Consider the following 22,836-nt stretch of genomic DNA (forward strand, 5'->3'; position numbering starts at 1 on the left):
GATTTACAAAAATTTTATAAATTCCGATATAATTAGAGAAACGATTACAGAAAGGGTGGTCACAATTACTTTACTTTGGGAACTGTCAGATGAAAAACTAATCGAAGCATACCAACAGGCTACTCTATTGAATTTAGATGAACCCTTTATAGAAATGTTAATAGAAGAGTTAGATACCAGAGGACTTGAGATTAAAATTAATGCATATGTTTCATAAGTTTGAACGCTGCGCAATCGATTGCCAGCGTTTTTCATCTGAGACGTCCTGGCCTCGTTGCATGGAAGAGTTCATTTTCCCGGTAGTGAATGGGAAGAAAAGGTCCTCTAGCAAAGTTAGATATGACCTAAACGGTATACGGACTTCAAAAAAGTCACATAGAAAAGGTCCTTCCCTTAGACTGAGCTCAAACCAGATAGTTCACTCTCCTTCAAGACTCCAACCAAAAAGTCACCATAAAGATGTATTCTCCTTTACTAACTAGCTTTAAAAACTCTTTACAAAATTGTTTTCCTGAAAGAATGCATTTTGCAGGAAGTTCATATAAAATGGGAATGTACAATCTGTAGAGAAAAACATAAGGATGGTAATATAATAATGAAAACGGCAGTTATCACGGATAGCACTGCGTACATCCCGAAGGAGTTACGGGAGAAATGGAATATCCACATGATTCCGTTGAGCGTGATTTTCGATCATGAGACATATAGAGAAGAAATAGATATTAGTGCTGAAGAGTTTTATGAGGAAGTGAAGCAGCGCGAGCTACCCACAACGTCGATGCCACCAATTGGTGAGTTCGTCGAGCTTTTTGAAAAATTGGCTAAGGATTACGATTCGGTCATCAGCATCCATTTGTCCAGCGGTATTAGCGGCACGTACCAGGGTGCTGTGAGTGCAGGCGAAATGGTTGAGGGTATAAAAGTATATCCATTTGATTCCGAAATCAGCGCAATGGTCCAAGGTTTCTATGCTCTGGAAGCTGCAGAACTGGCTGAGCAGGGTGTGGAGCCTGAGAAGATCATCGAGCGTTTGAATGAAGTGAAGAAATCCATCCGTGCTTACTTCATGGTGGATGATTTAAGTCACCTTCAGCGCGGCGGCCGGTTATCCAGTGCCCAGGCACTGATTGGAAGCCTGTTGCAGGTGAAGCCTTTGCTTCATTTTGAGGACAAGAAGATTGTTCCGTATGAAAAGGTCCGTACACGTAAAAAAGCAATGAACCGGGTCGTCGAATTGTTAGCGGAAGATGCGAACAGCGGCGGCGAGTACCGCGCGGTCGTCATCCATGCCAATCGTGAAGCAGAAGCACTTGAATGGAAAAGCGAGCTGGAAGCTCAATTCCCGAATGTTGAATTCATGTTAAGCTACTTCGGTCCGGTCATCGGAACCCATCTTGGAGAAGGATCGATGGGGATGGGCTGGTACAAGAAGTAACGACGGAAAAGGTCTTACAACCATGATGAAGCGCCAGGTCTGTGTATAGGATTTGGCGTTTTTCTTCTTTATCCACATAAAAATAGTGGTTATCAACAAAATGCTGCACTTGTTAACAAGCAGTTTACACTTCCTCTTAACTTACCCACAACAATAAACGCTTACATCCACATAAACAGGTACTTATCAACAAAATAACCCACATTATACACAGGAAAACATTGTTATCCACATATAAATCCACAAAAGGCTGTGATTAACTTTGATAAAAGAAGAAAAATTAATCCCCAACACTGAATATTCTGTTGATGAACGGGTATTCACCCTCATGGAAGTTCCTCAGTCCCCCTTGTTATCCACAGATCGTTTTTTTCAATATAATCCCCAACTGCAAGAAACGCTGACGGGGAAACAGCTTCTGCTTGAGGAATTGCCTGTTTCGAAGGAGGAAATACAGAAGCACCATGACCATGGGTATGTAATTTATCGAAACGGTATCAATCGAGAGCGATTGTCCTGCACAAGATGCGGCACGACAGATCCTTCGTGGTTTGCGGAGTTTCCCTGTGTGCGTTGTGGAAAAGTAGAGCTCTACTGCCGGAAGTGTTTGATGATGGGGAGGGTGAGTGAGTGTACGCTGCTTGTCAGCTGGGCAGGTCCAATGCTGGACTTTGAAAAAATTTCAGAACCGCTTCGTTGGGGAGGGCAATTATCAGCAGGACAGAAGGCTGCTTCCCGACGAGTTGCGGAAGCTGTGGGAAACTCAGCAGAGCTACTGGTATGGGCAGTTGCAGGGGCTGGTAAAACGGAAGTGTTATTTGCCGGAATCGCCCAGGCTTTATCCACAGGCAAGCGGGTATGCGTGGCGACGCCAAGGACAGATGTGGTTCTTGAGCTGGCTCCTCGTTTTCAAAAGGTTTTCCCGGATTTAAAGGTTGCCGCTCTCTATGGTGGGAGTGAAGACCGCGATCAATTTGCTCAGCTTACTATCGCGACAACGCATCAGCTGCTCCGCTTTTACAGGGCGTTCGACGTTATGATTGTGGATGAAGTCGATGCCTTCCCTTATTCCATTGATGAAACCCTTCAATATGCCGTGCAGCAATCCAGAAAACCAACTTCCTCCTTGATTTATTTAACTGCAACCCCAAACAAACAATGGCAAAAAGAATGCCGGATAGGAAAATGGGATTTCGTCACTATACCTGCTCGATACCACCGACATCCATTGCCTGTGCCTAGATTTGAATGGTCAGGGAACTGGGAGAAAAAGCTATCTAAGCGCAAACTTCCCCCGAATATCATTAAGTGGGTAGAAGCTAGATTAGCGAGCGGGAAACAAGCATTGATTTTTGCCCCGAAGATCACCGCCATGAAAAAAATCCTCACGATCCTTCTTCAGTTAAATCCTCTCTTTGAATCAGTCCATGCTGAAGATCCAGACAGAAAAGATAAAGTAATGAAACTCAGAAATAAAAATATCACCATATTGCTCACCACCACTATTCTTGAACGGGGTGTTACCATCCCTAATATCGATGTAGCTGTCATCGGCTCAGAGGACAGGATTTTTACCGAGAGCGCTCTTGTTCAGATTGCCGGGAGAGCGGGGAGAAGTGCGGAATACCCGTCAGGTGATGTGACATTTTTTCATTATGGCAAAACAGAAGCGATGATGAGTGCTCGCAGTCAAATTATGATGATGAACAGAGAAGGCGTAAAAAAAGGACTGATTGATGTATGAATAGGAATCGTTGTCTGATATGCCATGCTGAGATTGAATATGCTTTGTCATGGAGGGCTCTTTTTGGGAATGAAGATGCGCCAAAGGTTTGTGGAGAATGCGAAGATGACTTTACGCTAATCACAGGGGAAATATGTGAAATGTGCGGCAGGCCATTTGCCTTTTTGCAAGAGGAGTATAGAGTGGAGAATGTATGCTTTGATTGCAAGCGATGGGAGGAGGACGAGCATTGGAGCGGGAGCCTTGATCAAAGTCGTTCGCTGTATCGCTATAACGATTTTGCAAAAGACGTGATTGCAAAATTCAAATTCCGCGGGGACTATGTGCTAGCAGAAGTTTTTGCTCCAGATCTAAAGGAGGCTTTGCAAGCTTACCAATATGATTATATTGTACCGATCCCGCTAAGCGAAGAACGACTCTACGAAAGAGGCTTTAATCAGGCAGAAGCTCTTATCACCACTGCTGGTCTCGAACCAACACACCTCCTCTCCAGAATCCACACCGAAAAACAGTCAAAAAAATCGCGTTCAGAACGAATTCATTTGCAGCAAGTATTCAAATTGGATACAAGTCTAAATCTTGACAGTAAAACAATCTTACTAATTGACGATATATATACCACAGGCTCAACGCTGAGACATGCAGCCAAAATATTGAAAGAAAACGGAGCGGCGAAGGTGTATTCATTCACTTTGGCACGCTAGATGAGATATTATTGAAGGAGGAAGGACATTGGACCTTCAAAATTGCCCTAAATGCGATTCGCTTTATGTCAAAAATAAATTTCGTGATGTATGTGAAAAATGCTGGAGAGAAGAAGAGGCAGCATATGATACTGTGGCTAAATACATGAGGAAGCGGGAGAACCGTGCAGCGACCGTCGTGCAAGTTGTGGAAGCGACAGGTGTCCAGGAAGACTTGATATTAAAATTCATCAGGTCTGGTAGGTTCCAGCTGACTCAATTTCCTAATTTCGGTTATCCTTGTGATAAGTGTGGTGCGGTGATTCGTGAAGGCAGGCTCTGCGCGTCGTGCGCGGGAGAGCTTATGGCTGACTTGCGCACAGTTCAAAAAGAAGAGCAGCGAAAGAAAGAACTGGCAAAGCGTGCGACTTTTTTCACACACCGAGATTAGGTGAAAAGAATTATTAAATATGTGCTTATGATTGCCGATAATATAAGTAGAAATCGTTCTGAAAGTGAGGTTTAGACGATGAAAATTAACAATAATATAGGCCCATCAGGGATCAATCCATATAAGCGCCAGATGAACAAACTGGATGCAGCAGCAAACACCCAAAATAAAAAGGCTGATAAAGTAGAGATTTCTTCGACTGCAAAAGAAATGCAGCAGCTTTCCCAGGTTTCTTTGGATCGGAAGCAAAAGGTTGAGGAATTGAAAATCCAGGTGGAAAACGGTACGTATAAACTGGATTCAAAAGAAACAGCAAAGAGTATACTGAATTTCTATCATAAAAAATAGAAGAAATACTCGTCCGATGACGAGTGCTTCTTTATGCTAAAAAGGTGAAGTTTTCAACCTGGAGTAGTGTCTAGCCCCAGCACCTAGCCCCTTGCCCGCCCAATGAAGTCAAAGAGCGACTTCCATGGTCGGTCCTCCAGAGCTTGTCGGGGCTAACCAAGGTGCTTGCGCTTTTCACAGAAGGAGGGCAGTCCATGTCTGCTGAATCACTTACTGTCATCATGAATAAAATGCTTAAATTGCATAAAAGCCTTTACGAATTGACCGTAAAGAAAACGGATATCGTGAAAAAAGGAGACACAGCTGCCCTCGATCAGCTTTTGAAAGATGAGCAGGCGCATATGGCGGTGATCAATAAACTGGAGCAAGAGCGGCAGGCGGTGTCTAAAAGTATTTTCCCTGATGCGTCTCTACAGGAGATAGCCGAGGAACATCCTGCGGAGAAAGATCAGCTGTTAACAATTAAAGCAGAACTATTAAAGGTCATTTCAGAAATAAAGGCTCGAAATGAATTGAATCAGCAATTGATCCATCAGTCACTGCAATTCATCAATTTTTCAAAAAGTCTTGTGATGCCGCAGGAAAAGGAAATCAATTACGGACCACCAGCCGGCAAAAAAGCAAAGCCTGGTCAATCACCGGGAATGTTCAACTCAAAAGCATAATATTTGGAGGAACGAAAATGCGTTCAACCTTTATGGGATTAGAAACAGCGCGCCGCGGAATGTTCACGCAGCAGAGCGCTTTGCATACAACAGGACACAATATATCAAATGCCAACACGCCTGGTTACACACGCCAGCGTATTAATTTCGAACAGACAGAGCCATACCCGAATGCATCATTAAATCGACCTCAGATTCCCGGTCAGGTTGGTACAGGTGTCAAGGCTGGGTCGATTCAGCGTGTGAGGGAAAGCTTTTTGGATATCCAGTACCGCAGTGAAAATAATAAATTGGGATACTGGGAAACTAGGGCAGAGGCTTATAACAAACTTGAGGAAGTGCTGAATGAGCCTTCCGAGTCAGGCCTTTCCAAAACAATGGACCAGTTCTGGCAGTCGCTGCAGGATTTAGCGGTGAACCCGACGAATCCTGGAGCGCGATCTGTCGTTCGTCAGCGTGGAATTGCAGTAGCTGAAACGTTCAATTATCTTCATAATTCTCTTTCTTCCATTAAAAGAGATTTGAAGAATGAGGTTTCTGTTACTGAAAAAGAAATCAATTCGTTAACTTATCAGATTAGTAAGATTAACGGTCAGATAGCAGATGTCGAACCACATGGATATTTGCCAAATGATTTATATGATGAGCGCGACCGTTTGATCGATCAATTAGCGTCACTGGTGAATATTAAAGTTGATTACACAAACTCAGGTGGCGGCTCACTTAAAATGGCTGATGGACAGGCAGTCATCAAGATGGTCAGTGACAGCGGGAAAGAGCTAGGGATCCTTGTCAGCGGTGACCGTAATAACAACCTGACTGTAAACTTTGATGGCGCTGATGAATCGGTTAAGACGTTATCTATTGGCGATTCTAAGTTTAACTTTACAGAATTAAATTCAACAGGAAAGCTTAAAGCTTTAGTAGATTCATATGGGTATGAAGCAAATGGCAAGGTGGCTGGAGTTTATCCTGAAATGATGACTGAGTTGGATAACCTTGCATTTACCTTTGCGACGGAGTTTAACAATGTGCACAAGGATGGAATGAGCCCGAATGACATTGCTAACAAGACGAAGGCTGGTAACGCATTTTTTGCTGATTCCGAGAATGCTGATCTTCAACGTAAAGGGTTCGCAAGCAGGATTCAGTTGGCAGATGCAATCAATCAGAGCTTGGATAACATCGCAACTGCTGATGGGTCAGACATTGCGAATGCGACAATCGGTGATTCTACGAATATCTTAAAGCTTGCAAATATCATTAATGATAATTTTGATTATGCCGGAGATAACGAACAAGCCAACTTCCGTAATTACTATGAAGGTGTAATCGGCGGCATGGCAGTTAAGTCGCAAGAAGCTGTCCGGCTTACTCAAAATAGCGGCTCACTGAGAGAGTCGGTGGAAAATCGCCGGAAGTCAGTCAGCTCAGTATCGTTAGACGAAGAAATGACAAATATGATCCAGTTCCAGCATGCCTACAACGCATCAGCCCGGATGATTACCCTCCAGGACGAAATGCTCGATAAAATCATCAACGGCATGGGAACCGCAGGAAGATAGGTGAAATGAAATGCGCATAACACAATCAATGCTTTCTTCCAATTCATTGAGAAACTTGAGCGAAAGCTACCGCCGTATGGGGCAGTACCAAGATCAGCTTTCTACAGGTAAAAAAATTACTAAGCCTTCCGATGATCCGGTTGTAGCGATGAAAGGGATGTTTTATCGCTCAGGATTGACTGAAGTTGAGCAGTATAAGCGGAACCTTTCTGAACTTTATTTGTGGATGGAGAATTCTGAAGCTGGGATTGAACAGGCTAATAATGGTTTGCAGCGAGTTCGTGAGCTGGTTATTCAGGGGAAGACTGGATCATTGAGTCCTACGGACCGAGAGGCGATTGCCCGTGAGGTTGAACAAATTAAAAACGATCTGGTACAGGTAGCTAACACGCAAGTTTCCTGCCGATACATTTATCATGGGACTGATACTGACAATCCGCCAGTACCAAATGGAAATCCTCCAACCGTTGCTGCAAACCTTGCCGACCCAGCCATTAATACTTATAAGGTTGAGATTTCACGTGGTGTCTCATTAAGAGCCAATGTGAATCCGGCAAATGTATTTAACCAGGAAATGTTTGATGTAGTACAGGGAATCCAGACTGCACTGGAGCAAGCTAAGCCTGCTGACTTAGATGGCTTGCTTGGAAGACTAGATAATGCAATGGACAGTCTTTCTGCTGAACGTTCAGAGCTTGGGGCTCGCTACAACCGTCTTGAAATGATTGATGACCGTATTAGCCAGCAGGAAGTAATGGCTAATAGAGTTCTCTCAGATAATGAAGACGCTGATATTGAGCGTGTCATTACCGATTTAAAGACACAAGAAAGTGTCCATCGGGCTGCGCTTGGAGTCGGTGCCCGTATTCTGCAGCCGACGCTATTAGACTTTTTAAGATAAGCTATTCTCACTGGGAATAGCTTTTTTTTCTAGGAGGGATGAATGATGCAATTTCCTCAAATACGTTTGCAATCAACTTTTGCCCAGACAGAAATCGGAACTCAGCAATCAAAGCTTGAAATAGAGCAGCCAAGACCGGTATTGAGCATCCAGCAGCCGGCTGCCGAGTTAAATATTGACCGTAAGCCGGCGAGACTGACGATTGACCAAACCGTGGCGCGTTCTGATATGGATTTAAAGCATATTTCCCGCAGGATTGAAGAGGCGGCACAGCAGGGTTACCAAGATTGGCTCGCTGGTCTCGCGCGTGTGTCCCAGGATGGCGATGAATTGATGATGATTGAGAATGGCGGTCATCCGATAGCAAACCAGGCAAAGTTAAACAGTGAGTCATCGATGCTTGATTTTAATATTGGCTGGATTCCCTCCGCTGGTAGTGTGAAGTTAGGATATGACCCTGGCAAAGTCGAGATTAACTGGAAAACAAAACGGCCAGTGATTGAAAGTCAAATCAATAAGCCAGTGATCAGTTATACGCCAGGCAAAGCCGAGGTCAGCTTGAAGCAGCATCCATCGTTAGAAATCGATTTTGTTAATCTAAAGCATGTCGGAATTAATTATGAACAATCTATTTAAGGAAGGGTTCTAAAATGAAAATTAACACAAAGTATCATGGTGAAGTAGAAGTTGAAGATATTCTAACTTTTCAAAAAGGAATACCGGGTTTTGTTGAAGAAAAGCAATTTTCTTTGCTGCCCTTGTCTGATGACGAATCCTATTTTGTCCTCCAATCCGTATCGACCCCAGGACTGGCATTTGTGTTAACTAATCCGTTCCATTTTATGAAAGAGTATGACTTCAAGCTGGAAGATGCGACGGTCGAGGAATTGAATCTGGAGAGCGAGAAGGATGTCGCAGTCTATTCCGTCCTCACCGTTCAGGATCCATTCGAAAAAACAACCGCAAACCTTCAGGCGCCAATTATCATTAATCAGAGAAACCGCAAGGCAAAGCAAGTCATCCTGCACGATGAACAATACAAGACCAAACACCCAATCTTTAAAAAAGCAAAAGCGAAGGGGTGACGAGTTATGCTAGTACTTACAAGAAAAAACGGTGAAAGCATAAAAATCGGTGATGATATTGAAATCACAATTATATCTTCTAAAAATGATCAAGTAAAAATAGGCATCAATGCACCAAAAAACATTGACGTATTTCGAAAAGAAATTTTTGACCAAATTCAAAGTGAAAACAAACAAGCATCCAAAGATATATCGTCACTTATTCAATTTATGAAAAAAGAATAAAATTAATTAAAAAACTATTAAACAATCCTCTCTAAAGTCGATAAAACTATTGTAAGAGAAAAATAAGGGCGGCCGACCTTATTGACTCAAACAATAACCTATTTGTTCACAAGGATGTGAACAACAAATTCAAGGAGGAAACAAAAAATGAGAATCAATCATAATATTGCGGCACTTAACACATACCGTCAGTTAAACAGTGCAAATGGAGCTCAGTCAAAGTCAATGGAGAAATTATCTTCAGGTCTTCGTATCAACCGTGCAGGTGACGATGCTGCTGGTTTAGCAATCTCTGAAAAAATGCGTGGACAAATCCGCGGTTTAGATCAAGCTTCACGTAACGCTCAAGATGGTATTTCATTAATTCAAACAGCTGAAGGGGCATTGAATGAAACGCATAGCATTCTACAGCGTATGAGAGAGTTAGCTGTACAAGCATCTAACGATACTAACACAGGTGTAGACCGTGGGGAAATCCAAAAAGAAATCAATTCTTTAACATCTGAAATTAACCGAATCGGTAATACCACAGAATTTAACACTCAAACTCTACTTGACGGCTCTAAAACTGGTACAACCGCATTGAACTTCCAAATTGGTGCAAATGGACTTCAAAGCATGACAGTTGATATTGAAGATATGCGTGCAGATAATCTAGGAATTTCAACAACTGCTGCAACTGCTGCTACTATTTCAATTAATGGAACGGCTGCAACAATTGCGTTTACAACTACTACCGTTGTTTCAAATGGAACAAACAATACTACTGTTGAAAAAGCTCTAGATGTTTCTAGTCATGATAAGGCAACTGTAGCAATTGAAGTTATTAATAAAGCTATCGAAACTGTATCCGGTGAGCGTTCAAAACTTGGTGCATACCAAAATCGTTTGGAGCACACAATTAATAACTTAGGTACATCTTCAGAAAACCTAACTGCAGCTGAATCACGCATTAGGGACGTCGATATGGCTAAGGAAATGATGTCTCAAACTAAAAATTCAATATTATCTCAAGCTGCCCAAGCGATGCTTGCTCAAGCAAACCAACAACCTCAGGGTGTTTTGCAGCTTTTACGTTAATCATTTTAAGGCGCTATATAGAAAAAAGCCGACATCTGTCGGCTTTTTTTCTATAATAATTAGTGAAATAATTAATCATAGGAGATCAAGATGAATAATACTGAGTTGAGAGAACTTTCTTTACAACTATTAGATAATATATTAAATCGAGTTATACAATTGTCGTCTAATCCTAAAAATAGTGAAAAGGAATTAAAAGAAAGATTGATTTTTTTAATTGAAGATCTGGATATTTTAATAAAAAGTGTCAATATATTAGATAAGGATTTTGAGTTGAGAGAAATAAACTACATTTTTCAATCTATGTTGGAAAGTATGGAAAATGAAGATTATTACTCCCTAAAAGATATGTTAAAGTACGAATTAATTCCATTATTAGAACATTGGAAGGGTGTTTTTAATAATGAATAAAGTTAAATTAAAATTAAGTATCACGATGATGATAAAGGACGAATCAGAAAATCTTAGAAGATGCCTAAATAGTATATTGAATACAATAAGTAGAAAAGATGTCGAGTTAATTATAGTTGACACTGGATCAACAGACAATTCTGTTCAAATCGCAAAGGAATATACAAAAAATGTATATTTTCATCAGTGGAATCAGTCTTTTTCTTATATGCGGAATATTTCATTATCTTATGCTAAAGGAGAATGGATATTTATTCTTGATGCTGATGAAGAGCTCGAGGATGAATGTGTACTAATTGCAATGCTAGAGTCTTCTTTTTTAGAAAAGGCTAATACTATTCAATTAATACTAAGAAATTTCACTACCAATAATAAAAAAAATTACTCTCTTATTCCCTCAATGCGATTCTTTCGTAATCATTCAGGGTTTAAATATGTTGGAGCAATTCATAATCAACCTCAATATGAGGAACCTGTTCATACAAACTCTGAATTAATACTGAATCATTATGGGTATAATTCAGATGATAAAAAGTTGATGGAGCGGAAGTATAATCGTACTAAAAATATGCTCTTAAGAGAATTGAAAAAACAACCAAATAATATTTATTACAAGTTTCAACTAGCGCAATCATACAATATGTTTGGCGATATAAATAGTGCATATACCGAGATTAAAAATGCTTATGAACTATTAGGTTCTGTTGACCAGAAAAAATTATACCCATATGTTTTTCAGGTGTATGGAAACATATGTTTAATGTTAGAGAAATATACTGAAGTGATTGAATTGGCAACAGAAGGGTACAATATCTTTAAAGATTTTATAGATTTATATTATTTATCAGCCGTAGCAAAAATTAAAATTGGAGTGAATGATGGCTTACAAGAAGAAGTGGAAAGGTATCTAGACTTATACGATACCATAAGTAGCACAACTATAATAAGAGATTCAAGTATTGAACTTTTTCGGGTGAATGAAGTACATAGAAATGCTATTCTTTCACAGTATGCAACATTATTAATGGACAATTATGATGAAAGGGGTTTAGTTTATATTGAAAAGATCTCTAATGAACTATTAAAAGATAAACTATTAATTAAATATTTTATCAGATTTAAACAATATATAAAACTAATTCCTCTTGTTGAAAAAAATGAACAAAGCAATTTAGATATTATTAGTGCGATTGAACAGCAAATTAAGTTTGTTGATTCAGGTGAACGAGAAACTATCTATCACTATCTATCTGGGAACCAAACTTTCTATGGAGTATTTAATACATTTCGATCATTAAACAATGAAGATAAATCAAAATATCTTCCCCAAATCAAATCAAGTATCAGTAGTGTTTTCAAGAACTCAATTTATTGGGAGGTTTTCACTTTTATATTTAATTCGGATCTAGAGATGTTCTTTAACCTCCTAAAAAAGGCAGAAAGTAAAATAATAAAAGAAGTTGTCAGATATTTAGGGAAAGAAAGCTACTCTAACTATTCTAATATTTGTGAATTTCTGGAAAATAAAACGATTAGAAGTAATGATATTCATGGGAATCGTGTGTACGCCTCCATGGCTGCGCCATTGCTGCTCGAATCCAATAATACTGAGAAATCACGAAGTTACTTATCTTTATACAAGTCCTATTTGATTGCTGGTATGAACTATGTTGAATCAGTGTACCAAACAGAAATGTTTAGGCTTATTTACAAAACTATAGATGACTCGGAGATTAAACTTTTTATCATTTCATCTGTAATTAGGAAATACAAGAATGATCAAAAATATAAAATGATTTTACAGTTATATAAAGAATCAGCCACATATTGTCCTTTCTACTCTGATTTTATCGAAGCAGAGGTTAGGGAGTTAAATACATATATTTTAGAGAATAAATAATGTGATGAATTTAGAACTACTTTTTATTCTTTACCCACAATCTAATGTTCCTTTTTTAAATGTTTTTCAGACATCAGTCAATCATATGTTCGTAAACTTTACGACTGGATATAAAGACGAGGACGGTTTCAAGGAGTTCAGAATCTACTAAATAAATTACCTGGCAGGCAAAAAAATTTGTCCTGCCTATTTTATTTAATTTGTGTAAATTGGTTTTATAACTCATGAGTTTTATAAAAAGGAGAAAATAATGAATTTAAGAAAAGAGATTCTCGACCGAGTAAATATACTGAATTTGGCAAGTAAAATGAGAAAAATCATAAAAGGTAAATGTTTTGATATTAATGTTTTTAATGCTTTGGTTGATGCTATTATTCTAATATCTGAAAGATTAAACTCTATCTCGAGAACTGAGATAGATACGATAGAAAAAACAACCTCTAAAATGTTAGAGGTTATACAAATATTAAATGAGGATGATTCATTGACCAACAGTCTAAACAACAGTTATAACGAGCTTATTTTTTATATAGAAGATTTATGTTTCGAGATAAATCAAAAGCTTGCTATAAAGGTTATGATGATAGGAACCGAAGAAAATATAAAATTTCTATCAAAAAATATAGAACAAGAATATATTGAAGTTTTAGGTATGGTTTGGAATAATAATATGTCCAAATCGGAATACACCACTTTTAAAGAAACTGAGTTGCAATGCAAGTCTTATGATCTCTTGATTCTTACTGATGATTTGACCCCGGATATAAAAAACAAACTATTAAATTCGGGAGTAAACAGAGAGAAAATAATAGATTTCTCCTATCATGTGAAATTATTTTTAAAAGAGTACAAAAGTCAATATAGTATAAATTATTTTCACTCTAAGTTATTTACACGCTTATCAAAGATTAAAAGGAAGAATAATTACAAAACATTAATTTCGGGCCGAAGGGCCTATCCTATGCCTTGCGCGGGGTAGTAGAAGAAGAGGTAGAACAATCGGCGTTGAAATTCGCTCTCCCATCTCAAGATCTATACTATGAATATTTAATTCTAAAAGACATTATTGAATCGGGAGTGAAGATAAAATACTACATACTAGGTTTAGCTTATTATTCATTTGACTGGGATTTATCTTTAACTAGACAAGAAGTGTCTCGAATAAAAAATGTTTATTACCCTATTTTTAAAGACTCGCATAATAGTGAATTAGAAAAAAACGAATTTTACTATTTTCAGGGAATACATTCAATAAAGGATAGAATGGATCCTTTAATTTTTGAGATTTTTGGTAGAGATGTATTTGAAATATATTTAGAGGAATATATAGGTGTAAATCTAACGCCAGACTTCAATGACGAATTTTGGAATACTGGTACTTACTTAAAAGAACATATGGGAGATATTGATGAAAGGAATAGGGATCTACTAGGTAAACAAAGAGCGGACTTTCATAATAAACTTAATTACCCTTTATCTAGAATTGAAAACAAAAATATTTTAAGGAGAATTCTCAAAATCTTAGAAGAACATAACATTAAAATAATACTAACCGTGTTTCCTACAACTAAATATTACAGTGAGAATTTTAACAAAGACACCAAAAAGAGGTTCTATGATATTATTAATGAGTTTTCCAAAGAATTTAGTATTCAAGTAATTGACGTATTTGATAGTGAAGAATTCGAAATCAGTGACTTTGTAGATTGGGATCATTTGAATAAAATAGGTGCAGCTAAAATGACAAAAAAATTAAATGAATTAGTTAATTGGTAAACACTTGAAATTTAATTTGTGCTTAAAGGTAGCTCTCTTCAATAATGAAACTAGGAATCTACAGGAGAATTCTAAAACCTAACACTGACAAACAATAATAGACTAAACAAACGAACAATATTACCGATATAACTACTAAAATACTGTTTATTTCAGGGGGACCCGGAGATGATTGAACGCTTATCATCCAATCAATTATCCTCACAACTCAGAACCACCGATATCGGTGATACAGCTATCCAGACTCAGGAAAAAGTAGTAGATAGATCTAAAGGTGAAAAAGAAGAGAATCGAGAAAATATCAATTTTCCAAAAGAAAAAGTAAAAGAGATTGTTGATGGTATGAACAAGTTCATGGAAGCCTCTCCCACAGCGTTAAAATTCGAATTCCATGAAAAGCTGAATGAATACTATGTAAAAATCATTGATGAAAAAACGAAGGAAGTTGTGAGAGAAATCCCACCGAAGAAAATGCTCGATTTTTATGCGGCAATGACTGAATTTATTGGACTGATGGTGGATAAAAAGATTTGAAGGTGATTAGATATGTCTAATATGCGGATAGGCGGTTTGGCAAGTGGTATGGATATCGACCAGATTGTTGGAGATTTAATGAAAGCTGAGCGCATGCCGCTTGATAAATTGAAACAACAGAAACAGGTTCTTGAGTGGCAGCGGGATGATTACCGTTCAATGAACAGCCTCTTGTTGAACTTTCGGACAGAATTGACGAACATGAAACTGACGACACAGTACCGGGCACGTTCAGTTACTTCAACGAATTCTGAACTAGTAACAGCGACTGCTAGCAGTGCAGCATCACAATCTTCTTATACAATAAAAAATGTAAGCGAATTGGCTTCGGCAGCTACAAAAGTCAGCGCCGGTTCTATAGCTGTAACAGGGCAGAAAGTTGATCCGTCCAAAGCTTTATTAAGCCAACAAGGAAATTTAGCAGGAGGAGCCGGCTACCCATGGGAGAATGGTAATCTAGGTAATAAGACATTCATTGCTGATGGTGTCCTCGATAAATTTACGATTACAAAACACGCTGATGAACTTGTAGACTTAACAAAAATTTCAGACATGACAGTTAAGGTTAATGGCAAGGCTTATAGCATAGTGGCTGGGGATACAACGACTACGCCTGCCTCTGCTGACCAAGTTATTATTGATGAAAATGGAAATCTTAAATTCAGCGGTCCTGTTGCCAAGGATGCAAAAATAGAATTCAATTATGTTCTTGATAAAAAGGTAGAAGAGAAGACTTTAAGTGCAGATACTTCGGAATGGCAGCTTGGAGCTACTTTCATTAATAACACAAATTTTTCGTTAGATATTACCAAAACGGATGGTACTACTACGAATTATACGCTATCAGGTACGGCGGATGGTGATGGGTTCATTGCTCTCGTTGATAGCGGAGCCACCCGGATTGGAAGAGTGAATCTTGAAACAGGAAAAGTAATTTTCGATACTGCTCAAACATCTGGGGTCACGGTTAAAGCTTCATATCAGCAAAAATATACTTCCATGGATTTGTCTACTGAAACTTCGACAGGACAAAAGACGGAAAAGTTCCTGATTTCTGGCAGTGATACTCTAAATCAAGTCATGAATAAGGTTAATAGTTCAAATGTAGGCGTTACATTGTTTTTTGATAGCTATTCCGGGAATGTTTCTCTGACTAGGTCTGAAACAGGGAATTTTAGTAAAGGGAACCTGGATAACTTAGATACTGCCGACCAAATCAAAGCGACTGGTTTCTTTGCTACTGATTTATTAAAGCTTTCGAGTGCAGCTACTTATGGATCGAATGCAATGTTTAACATTAACGGAATGAATACAAGCAGAAGTTCAAATGCTTTTGAAATGAACGGGGTCACATTTACCCTTAAACAAACTTTTACGGATCCTGCTGTATCAGCATCTCTATCTATTAGTAATGATACTAATAAGGTTTTTGATAACATCAAAGCATTCGTCGAGAAGTATAATGAGCTTATTGATAAAATACAGAAAAAATCATCTGAGGAGTATTACCGCAGCTACAAGCCGCTGACGGATGAACAACGGGAAACTCTTTCTGAAAAACAGCAAGAGCAGTGGGAAGAAAAGGCAAAAAGCGGGCTGCTGAAAAGAGATCCAATCCTTACGGGAGTTCTTGGTAACATGCGCAGCAATTTTTACGCACCTGTTAGAAATGCAGCTGTTGATCCGCTCATGAACCAGCTAGCTAGTATCGGGATTAAAACAACGGCCAATTATCTTGAGGGTGGAAAATTGGAAATTAACGAGGCGGCATTGAAGAAAGCTATAGAAGACAACCCGGAGTCTGTGGAGAACTTGTTCCGCGGGACAGGAACATCAAGTGATGAGCAGGGAATTGTCCACAGACTATTTGATACAGTAAATGGAGCAATGGACAAACTAAAGAATCGAGCAGGGAATTCCTTTTCCACTACTAAGCAATTCACACTTGGTCGCCAATTAGATAATGTCGACAGCCAAATCAACCGTTTCGAGTCACGTCTGACCCAAATCGAAGACCGCTACTGGCGCCAGTTTACTGCTATGGAAAAAGCGATCCAGAGGGCTAACAGCCAATCAATGTACTTAATGCAACAGTTTAGTATGTAATAAAATCTCTCTTTTTACAAAGGAGCTTGTAATATGGCACTAACTAACCCATACCAATCTTACCAGCAGAACTCGGTTAATACAGCGTCACCTGGTGAATTGACATTGATGTTATACAATGGATGCCTGAAGTTTATCAATCTCGCGAAGCATGCGATTGAGACGAAGGATATCCAGGCGAAAAATACGAATATCCAGAAGGCACAAAAGATTGTGCAAGAGTTGATGGTCACACTTAATATGGACCTTGAAGTTTCTCAAAATATGATGTCATTATACGATTATATGAATCGCCGGTTGATCGACGCGAACATTAAGAATGACACTGCGATTTTGGAAGAGGTAGAGACTCTTGTTACTGACTTCCGCGACACCTGGAAACAAGTCATCCAATTGAACCGTCAGAAGCAGCACGGCCAGGGTGGCGTAGTTTAATGAGTGCTGTCCTTCACTTTCATCAGCTGACTAATGAACTCATACAACTTTTGAAGACTGCTGATTTGGATCGCGATGATAAAATCTCTCGGACTGATGAGTTATTAAGTCAGCGAGAAGCACTCATGAATGCAATTGTTCCTCCCTATACATCTGAAGAAATGAAAGCAGGGAAGGAAATCAATCAGCTGAATAAGAGGCTTGCTCAGCTTTTAAAAGCTGAAAAGGCTTCTGTTCAAAGAGATATTAAAGGTTTGCAATCGAAAAAAGAATCAAACACAAAATATGTAAATCCATATCAAAACCTTTCGACAGATGGCATGTTTTACGACAAGAGGAAATAGGTGAATGGATTGAACGCATTAAATGAAGAGAAGATGCTCTTGGTCAGGCAGTATATCGGTTTGCTGGATACCATTGAAGAAGCATTTGCCAATATCTTTCTTTTTCTTGAAGAACTTAGGATAGAGGACGCAGATCATCTGTGGGATGATGTCAGTTTGGCGTTTGGGCAAATCCATCTCTCCAACCAGGTTCTTGCTGAGCGACCGGAAGTCCTGATTCAACTCACTTCTTTTACGAATGTATGGGAAAAGGCTCAATTACTTCATCATTCCGATTACAGTATATGGGAAGAGGTAATTGGTGAAAGAATTTATCCTGCTTTTACCGAGTGGTCCAGGGAAATCAATAAACAATTCAGACCCTATTTCATCAACTAAACCGCCCAATCCAGGCGGTTTTTTCCATGGTTCGACAGGCTTTCGCAAATTATCCACTATTCCGACGGTAAAAACAGACATAAAAATGTCAAATCTTCAGACTGTTTTTGCAGGAGTTCTTTGGGGTAAAATAGAATTAGTAATACATAGTCATATCCCAAAGGAGGAGTCCACTATGAACTACAACATTCGTGGAGAAAACATTGAGGTAACGCCAGCAATCAGAGAGTATGTAGAGAAGAAGGTTGCGAAGCTTGACCGGTATTTTACCGAGTCACCCAATGCTAATGTGAACGTTAACCTGAAAGTTTACCAGGATAAGAAATCAAAAGTTGAAATTACAATTCCGATGAAGGATCTTGTGCTTCGCGCAGAGGAGCTTCATGAAGATATGTATGCTGCGATCGATTTGATTACTGATAAGCTTGAGCGCCAAATTCGCAAGCATAAGACAAAGGTAAACCGCAAGTTCCGTGAAAAGGACAGCTTGAAGGATTACGCTCCAATTTTCACAGAGGTTGAACAGGCTGAAGAAGATGAAGACCTTGAAGTTGTCCGTACAAAGAGCTTCGACCTGAAGCCAATGGACAGCGAAGAAGCGATTCTGCAGATGAACATGCTGGGCCACAGCTTCTACGTGTTCACAAACGCTGAAACAAACCAGACAAATGTAGTTTACAAGCGTAACGACGGCCGCTATGGTTTGATTGAAGCTCAATAAGAAATATGGTCGCAACGGCTTGAATTACTCGGGCTGCCGGTCACAATAATCTAACACTCTACCCACAGTCAGAAATTGGCTGTGGGTTTTCATTTGTTCTTTTAAAGGGGAATTTATACCGAGTGCCGAACTATTTTTTACAGGAGGCGATACAAATGACATTTTCAATCGTAGGTTATGATCCGCAGGAAAAAGAGTGGGGAATTGCCGTTCAATCTAAGTTTCTTGGAGTAGGGGCGGTTGTTCCGTTTGCAAAAGCTGGAGTAGGTGCTGTTGCCACACAGTCTTATGCGAACACAGCATACGGACCACAGGCGCTTGAGTTGATGGCTCAGGGGAAATCTGCTGACGAAGTCATGGAGCTGATCACAAAGGACGACCCTGACAAGGAGATGCGCCAGGTCGGCTTGATTGACGCCGAAGGAAAGGGTGCAACTTTTACTGGTACATATTGCTATGACTGGGCAGGTGGAGTGACAGGTAAGCATTTCGCGGCGCAAGGAAATATTTTGGTGGATGAAAATACCGTCAAATCAATGGCTGAAACGTTTGAATCGACGGAAGGATCGCTCGCTCATCGTCTGCTTCAGGCGCTCAACGCCGGCCAGCAAGCGGGTGGCGATAGCAGAGGGCAGCAGTCAGCGGCACTTCTTGTCGTCAAAGAGAAGGGCGGATATGGCGGCTACAATGATCGGTATGTCGATCTGCGTGTCGATGACCATCCTGAGCCAATCACGGAATTGATTCGCATCTACGGCCTGCAGCAGCTTTATTTTGCAAAAGCAAAACCGGAGAACGTGGTCGCCATCGAAGGTGAGGTCAAGGAAACAGTGATTCAGCACCTAAAGCGTCTCGATTATCTAAAGGCAGACCCATCAACCGACGAAGAGCTCCACAAAGCGCTCACAGCCTATCTCCACACCGAAAATTTCGAAGAACGAGAGCAGGAGAAGGGCAAAATTGACCTTGAAGTTTTGGAGTTTATGAAAAATCAATAATATATGGTCCCACTGTCAGCTGGCAGTGGGACTTTCCGCCTTTTCCGATTGGTTGTCACCCCCATTTGTAAGTGGTAGAATAGTAAGAAGAAATAAATCGAATTTTTCTAAAAGGGATTCGGTGCGTTTACAGCGAATCTTTTTTTCTTTGGGACAATAATATAGAATTCACTTCGAGAATTGGCCAGCTCCAGCACCTAGCCCCTCGAGTCGCTTGTCTAGCTGCGGCTCCTAACTCCTCGAGACGCTTCGTTCCTGCCATTGAAGTCAAAGAACGACTTCACTGTCAGGCCCTCCAGCGCTTGTCGGAGTTGGGCAGTCGCCCACGCTTTTCAAGTTCGGTCCGCCCAATGAAGTCAAAGAACGACTTCACCGGTCGGCCCTCCAACGCTTGTCGGGGCTGGACAAGGTGCTTGCGCTTTTCGAATTCAATAGATAAAAGGAGCGTCTGTATGGGGATTTTAACGAAAATTTTCGACCAGAATAAGCGCGATATAAAGAAATTGACAAAAATGGCGGATCAAATCGATGCGCTTGCAGGTGATATGGAAAAGCTGTCTGACGACCAGCTCAGGGAAAAAACGGAGGAGTTCAAATCCCGTTACCAGAATGGCACATCTACAGATGACTTGCTGATGGAAGCTTTTGCCGTCGTACGTGAAGGTGCCAAACGTGTCCTTGGCCTGTATCCTTATAAAGTCCAGCTGATGGGTGGTATCGCTCTTCATGAGGGGAATATCTCCGAAATGAAGACTGGTGAAGGTAAAACCCTTACAGCGACCATGCCAGTTTATCTGAACGCGATTACTGGTCGCGGCGTGCACGTGATCACGGTCAACGAATACCTCGCAAGCCGTGACGCCGTTGAGATGGGCAAGCTGTATGAGTTCCTTGGCCTGACAGTCGGCCTCAACCTGAACAGCATGACGAAGGAAGAGAAGCAGGAAGCGTACCGTGCTGATATCACATATGGTACGAACAACGAGTTCGGCTTCGACTATCTGCGTGACAACATGGTGCTGTACAGTGATCAGAAAGTTCAGCGTCCATTGCACTTCTGTGTCATCGATGAAGTTGACTCCATTTTAATCGATGAAGCGCGTACGCCGTTGATCATTTCCGGTTCTGCGCAAAAATCAGCCGCGCTATACATTCAGGCAAACGCCTTCGTTCGCACTTTGAAACGCGAAGAAGACTACACATATGATGAAAAAACGAAGGGTGTCCAGCTGACGGAGGATGGAATCACCAAGTCCGAGAAGGCATTCGGAATCGAGAACCTTTTTGACATCAAGCATGTGACATTGCTTCATCACATCAACCAGGCGATGAAGGCTCAGGCCAGCATGCACAAGGATGTCGATTACGTCGTCCAGGACGGCGAGATTGTCATCGTTGACCAGTTCACTGGCCGTTTGATGAAGGGCCGCCGCTACAGCGAAGGCTTGCACCAGGCAATCGAGGCAAAAGAAGGCCTTGAAGTCCAGAATGAAAGCATGACGCTTGCGACGATCACATTCCAAAACTACTTCCGTATGTATGAAAAGCTGTCCGGTATGACGGGGTACGGCGAAGACTGAGGAAGAAGAATTCCGCAATATCTACAATATGAACGTTGTCGTGATTCCGACGAACCGTCCGATCGCCCGTGACGACCGCCCGGATTTGATTTATGCAAGTATGCAGGGGAAGTTCAAGGCAGTAGCCGATGATATCGCTGAACGCCATCAGGCTGGACAACCAGTCCTTGTTGGTACGGTTGCGATTGAAACATCAGAAATTATTTCTGCATTTTTAACGAAAAAGGGAATTAAACACAATGTCTTGAACGCGAAAAACCATGAGCGTGAAGCGGAAATCATCGCTGAAGCCGGTCATAAGGGTTCGGTTACGATCGCGACAAATATGGCGGGTCGTGGTACGGACATCAAGCTTGGTGAAGGTGTCAAAGAGGTTGGCGGTCTTGCGGTAATTGGTACAGAGCGTCACGAGAGCCGTCGTATTGATAACCAGCTCCGCGGACGTTCCGGACGTCAGGGAGACCCTGGTGTCACTCAGTTCTACCTTTCCATGGAAGATGAACTGATGCGCCGCTTCGGTTCTGACAATATGAAAACAATGATGGAGCGCCTTGGCATGGATGACACCCAGCCAATTCAGAGCAAGATGGTTTCAAGAGCCGTTGAATCTGCGCAAAAACGTGTTGAGGGCAACAACTTCGATGCCCGTAAGCAATTGCTTCAGTACGATGATGTTCTTCGCCAGCAGCGCGAAATCATTTACAAGCAGCGTGACGAGGTTCTTGAATCTGAAAACCTTCGCGATATCGTAGAAAGAATGATCCGATCTGCATTGGAGCGCAATGTCTCTGCCCATACGCCAGCTGGCGAGGATATGGAAAAATGGGATCTGAACAGTATCCTTGATTACGTGAACGGTAACTTGCTTCACGAAGGCGACATCACTGTCGAAGACCTTCACGGAAAAGAGCAGGATGAAATCATCGAAGCCATCATGGCGAAGGTGAAAGAGCGCTATGATGAAAAAGAAGAAATGCTGACTGACGAGCAAATGCGCGAATTTGAAAAAGTTATCGTGCTTCGCTCGGTTGACTCAAAGTGGATGGACCACATCGACCAGATGGACCAGCTTCGCCAGGGTATCCACCTGCGTGCGTATATGGCCAGATCGATCCACTGCGCGAATACCAGCATGAAGGCTTCGCGATGTTCGAAAACATGGTACTGTCCATCGAAGACGATGTTGCGAAATATATCATGAAAGCTGAAATCCGCAGCAACCTTGAGCGCCAGGAAGTAGCGAAAGGCCACGCGGTCAATCCAAAAGAAGGCGAAGGCGGCAAGGTAAAGAAGAAGCCAGTCGTCAAGTCGATGGATGTCGGCCGTAATGACCCATGCATCTGCGGCAGCGGAAAGAAATACAAGAACTGCTGCGGCAAAGCAGAATAACTTCACCGCACTACCGCACTGGGGGTTATGCCCCCGGCGCGGTGATGCGTTAAAGAACAACAAGAGGGCGCGGGTAACCGGC

At 40.9% G+C, this 22,836-nt stretch carries 24 protein-coding genes and 1 pseudogene; all 25 read left to right on the forward strand.

The genetic code is table 11. The features are described from left to right. Window positions 1-55 precede the first annotated feature (55 nt). The 25 genes and pseudogenes from sda to secA all read left to right on the forward strand — a co-directional run bounded on the left by sda (window position 56) and on the right by secA (window position 22,754). A complete protein-coding gene (gene sda / locus LC048_RS00475; RefSeq protein WP_226601794.1) occupies window positions 56-217 on the forward strand; it encodes a sporulation histidine kinase inhibitor Sda in 162 nt (53 codons plus the stop codon). A 378-nt stretch (window positions 218-595) separates the two neighbouring features. Next, a complete protein-coding gene (locus tag LC048_RS00480) occupies window positions 596-1,435 on the forward strand; it encodes a DegV family protein (RefSeq protein WP_226601562.1) in 840 nt (279 codons plus the stop codon). 328 nt (window positions 1,436-1,763) lie between these two features. Further along, window positions 1,764-3,179, forward strand: coding sequence for an ATP-dependent helicase ComFA (locus tag LC048_RS00485; RefSeq protein WP_226601795.1), 1,416 nt, complete (start codon window positions 1,764-1,766; stop codon window positions 3,177-3,179). Next, the gene (locus LC048_RS00490; protein WP_226601563.1) at window positions 3,176-3,883 is read left to right on the forward strand and encodes a ComFC family protein; all 708 of its coding nucleotides are present in this window, start codon (window positions 3,176-3,178) and stop codon (window positions 3,881-3,883) included. Before LC048_RS00485 ends, LC048_RS00490 begins: the two co-directional genes overlap by 4 nt. Before the next feature lie 28 nt (window positions 3,884-3,911). Further along, window positions 3,912-4,313 (forward strand): TIGR03826 family flagellar region protein, encoded by a 402-nt coding sequence (locus LC048_RS00495; RefSeq protein ID WP_226601564.1) that lies wholly within the window; start codon window positions 3,912-3,914, stop codon window positions 4,311-4,313. Between the two features lie 78 nt (window positions 4,314-4,391). Next, window positions 4,392-4,661: a flagellar biosynthesis anti-sigma factor FlgM gene (flgM, locus tag LC048_RS00500; RefSeq protein ID WP_226601565.1), complete on the forward strand. Its 270-nt coding sequence runs from the start codon at window positions 4,392-4,394 to the stop codon at window positions 4,659-4,661. A gap of 194 nt (window positions 4,662-4,855) precedes the next feature. After that, window positions 4,856-5,326 (forward strand): flagellar protein FlgN, encoded by a 471-nt coding sequence (locus tag LC048_RS00505; protein ID WP_226601566.1) that lies wholly within the window; start codon window positions 4,856-4,858, stop codon window positions 5,324-5,326. 17 nt (window positions 5,327-5,343) lie between these two features. Further along, window positions 5,344-6,891 (forward strand): flagellar hook-associated protein FlgK, encoded by a 1,548-nt coding sequence (gene flgK / locus LC048_RS00510; RefSeq protein WP_226601567.1) that lies wholly within the window; start codon window positions 5,344-5,346, stop codon window positions 6,889-6,891. A 10-nt stretch (window positions 6,892-6,901) separates the two neighbouring features. Then, the gene (flgL, locus tag LC048_RS00515) at window positions 6,902-7,792 is read left to right on the forward strand and encodes a flagellar hook-associated protein FlgL (RefSeq protein ID WP_306049154.1); all 891 of its coding nucleotides are present in this window, start codon (window positions 6,902-6,904) and stop codon (window positions 7,790-7,792) included. 42 nt (window positions 7,793-7,834) lie between these two features. Continuing rightward, window positions 7,835-8,428: a DUF6470 family protein gene (locus LC048_RS00520; RefSeq protein WP_371931971.1), complete on the forward strand. Its 594-nt coding sequence runs from the start codon at window positions 7,835-7,837 to the stop codon at window positions 8,426-8,428. Between the two features lie 14 nt (window positions 8,429-8,442). After that, window positions 8,443-8,877 (forward strand): flagellar assembly protein FliW, encoded by a 435-nt coding sequence (gene fliW, locus LC048_RS00525; protein WP_226601569.1) that lies wholly within the window; start codon window positions 8,443-8,445, stop codon window positions 8,875-8,877. Window positions 8,878-8,883: 6 nt separating this feature from the next. Next, window positions 8,884-9,102, forward strand: a complete 219-nt coding sequence (gene csrA, locus LC048_RS00530; RefSeq protein ID WP_226601570.1) for a carbon storage regulator CsrA — start codon at window positions 8,884-8,886, stop codon at window positions 9,100-9,102. 147 nt (window positions 9,103-9,249) lie between these two features. Then, window positions 9,250-10,182, forward strand: a complete 933-nt coding sequence (gene hag, locus LC048_RS00535; protein ID WP_226601571.1) for a flagellin Hag — start codon at window positions 9,250-9,252, stop codon at window positions 10,180-10,182. Between the two features lie 90 nt (window positions 10,183-10,272). Beyond that, a complete protein-coding gene (locus LC048_RS00540) occupies window positions 10,273-10,593 on the forward strand; it encodes a hypothetical protein (protein WP_226601572.1) in 321 nt (106 codons plus the stop codon). Next, window positions 10,586-12,493 (forward strand): tetratricopeptide repeat-containing glycosyltransferase family 2 protein, encoded by a 1,908-nt coding sequence (locus tag LC048_RS00545; RefSeq protein ID WP_226601573.1) that lies wholly within the window; start codon window positions 10,586-10,588, stop codon window positions 12,491-12,493. The genes LC048_RS00540 and LC048_RS00545 overlap by 8 nt, the downstream gene beginning before the upstream one ends. A gap of 250 nt (window positions 12,494-12,743) precedes the next feature. Further along, window positions 12,744-13,472, forward strand: coding sequence for a hypothetical protein (locus tag LC048_RS00550; RefSeq protein WP_306049158.1), 729 nt, complete (start codon window positions 12,744-12,746; stop codon window positions 13,470-13,472). Beyond that, complete coding sequence (locus LC048_RS00555) at window positions 13,460-14,269, forward strand: hypothetical protein (protein WP_306049160.1); 810 nt, start codon at window positions 13,460-13,462, stop codon at window positions 14,267-14,269. The genes LC048_RS00550 and LC048_RS00555 overlap by 13 nt, the downstream gene beginning before the upstream one ends. A 168-nt stretch (window positions 14,270-14,437) precedes the next feature. Next, window positions 14,438-14,803: a flagellar protein FlaG gene (flaG, locus tag LC048_RS00560; protein WP_226601575.1), complete on the forward strand. Its 366-nt coding sequence runs from the start codon at window positions 14,438-14,440 to the stop codon at window positions 14,801-14,803. 12 nt (window positions 14,804-14,815) lie between these two features. Next, a complete protein-coding gene (gene fliD, locus LC048_RS00565) occupies window positions 14,816-16,909 on the forward strand; it encodes a flagellar filament capping protein FliD (RefSeq protein WP_226601576.1) in 2,094 nt (697 codons plus the stop codon). Window positions 16,910-16,942: 33 nt separating this feature from the next. After that, on the forward strand, window positions 16,943-17,344 hold the full coding sequence (gene fliS / locus LC048_RS00570; RefSeq protein WP_226601577.1) for a flagellar export chaperone FliS: 402 nt from the start codon (window positions 16,943-16,945) through the stop codon (window positions 17,342-17,344). Beyond that, window positions 17,344-17,688, forward strand: coding sequence for a flagellar protein FliT (locus tag LC048_RS00575; RefSeq protein ID WP_226601578.1), 345 nt, complete (start codon window positions 17,344-17,346; stop codon window positions 17,686-17,688). The genes fliS and LC048_RS00575 overlap by 1 nt, the downstream gene beginning before the upstream one ends. Continuing rightward, complete coding sequence (locus LC048_RS00580; protein WP_226601579.1) at window positions 17,689-18,066, forward strand: DUF8042 domain-containing protein; 378 nt, start codon at window positions 17,689-17,691, stop codon at window positions 18,064-18,066. A gap of 175 nt (window positions 18,067-18,241) precedes the next feature. Continuing rightward, a complete protein-coding gene (hpf, locus tag LC048_RS00585) occupies window positions 18,242-18,787 on the forward strand; it encodes a ribosome hibernation-promoting factor, HPF/YfiA family (protein ID WP_226601580.1) in 546 nt (181 codons plus the stop codon). 155 nt (window positions 18,788-18,942) lie between these two features. Further along, on the forward strand, window positions 18,943-19,785 hold the full coding sequence (locus tag LC048_RS00590; protein WP_226601581.1) for a DUF1028 domain-containing protein: 843 nt from the start codon (window positions 18,943-18,945) through the stop codon (window positions 19,783-19,785). A 452-nt stretch (window positions 19,786-20,237) separates the two neighbouring features. Further along, window positions 20,238-22,754 (forward strand): annotated as a pseudogene (gene secA, locus LC048_RS00595) (preprotein translocase subunit SecA). Window positions 22,755-22,836 lie beyond the last annotated feature (82 nt).

The organism is Mesobacillus subterraneus (genome assembly GCF_020524355.2).
GTDB lineage: Bacteria > Bacillota > Bacilli > Bacillales > Cytobacillaceae > Mesobacillus > Mesobacillus subterraneus_C.

Excerpts from the sequence above, each read along its gene's own strand:
- LC048_RS00520 (WP_371931971.1), top strand. The coding sequence starts at position 7,835 with ATGATGCAATTTCCTCAAATACGTTTGCAATCAACTTTTGCCCAGACA.
- csrA (WP_226601570.1), top strand. The coding sequence starts at position 8,884 with ATGCTAGTACTTACAAGAAAAAACGGTGAAAGCATAAAAATCGGTGAT.
- fliW (WP_226601569.1), top strand. The coding sequence starts at position 8,443 with ATGAAAATTAACACAAAGTATCATGGTGAAGTAGAAGTTGAAGATATT.
- LC048_RS00505 (WP_226601566.1), top strand. The coding sequence starts at position 4,856 with ATGTCTGCTGAATCACTTACTGTCATCATGAATAAAATGCTTAAATTG.
- flaG (WP_226601575.1), top strand. The coding sequence starts at position 14,438 with ATGATTGAACGCTTATCATCCAATCAATTATCCTCACAACTCAGAACC.
- LC048_RS00490 (WP_226601563.1), top strand. The coding sequence starts at position 3,176 with ATGAATAGGAATCGTTGTCTGATATGCCATGCTGAGATTGAATATGCT.
- fliD (WP_226601576.1), top strand. The coding sequence starts at position 14,816 with ATGTCTAATATGCGGATAGGCGGTTTGGCAAGTGGTATGGATATCGAC.
- LC048_RS00485 (WP_226601795.1), top strand. The coding sequence starts at position 1,764 with ATGGAAGTTCCTCAGTCCCCCTTGTTATCCACAGATCGTTTTTTTCAA.
- LC048_RS00550 (WP_306049158.1), top strand. The coding sequence starts at position 12,744 with ATGAATTTAAGAAAAGAGATTCTCGACCGAGTAAATATACTGAATTTG.
- flgK (WP_226601567.1), top strand. The coding sequence starts at position 5,344 with ATGCGTTCAACCTTTATGGGATTAGAAACAGCGCGCCGCGGAATGTTC.
- fliS (WP_226601577.1), top strand. The coding sequence starts at position 16,943 with ATGGCACTAACTAACCCATACCAATCTTACCAGCAGAACTCGGTTAAT.
- LC048_RS00540 (WP_226601572.1), top strand. The coding sequence starts at position 10,273 with ATGAATAATACTGAGTTGAGAGAACTTTCTTTACAACTATTAGATAAT.
- LC048_RS00480 (WP_226601562.1), top strand. The coding sequence starts at position 596 with ATGAAAACGGCAGTTATCACGGATAGCACTGCGTACATCCCGAAGGAG.
- LC048_RS00590 (WP_226601581.1), top strand. The coding sequence starts at position 18,943 with ATGACATTTTCAATCGTAGGTTATGATCCGCAGGAAAAAGAGTGGGGA.
- hag (WP_226601571.1), top strand. The coding sequence starts at position 9,250 with ATGAGAATCAATCATAATATTGCGGCACTTAACACATACCGTCAGTTA.
- flgM (WP_226601565.1), top strand. The coding sequence starts at position 4,392 with ATGAAAATTAACAATAATATAGGCCCATCAGGGATCAATCCATATAAG.
- flgL (WP_306049154.1), top strand. The coding sequence starts at position 6,902 with ATGCGCATAACACAATCAATGCTTTCTTCCAATTCATTGAGAAACTTG.
- LC048_RS00575 (WP_226601578.1), top strand. The coding sequence starts at position 17,344 with ATGAGTGCTGTCCTTCACTTTCATCAGCTGACTAATGAACTCATACAA.
- LC048_RS00545 (WP_226601573.1), top strand. The coding sequence starts at position 10,586 with ATGAATAAAGTTAAATTAAAATTAAGTATCACGATGATGATAAAGGAC.
- hpf (WP_226601580.1), top strand. The coding sequence starts at position 18,242 with ATGAACTACAACATTCGTGGAGAAAACATTGAGGTAACGCCAGCAATC.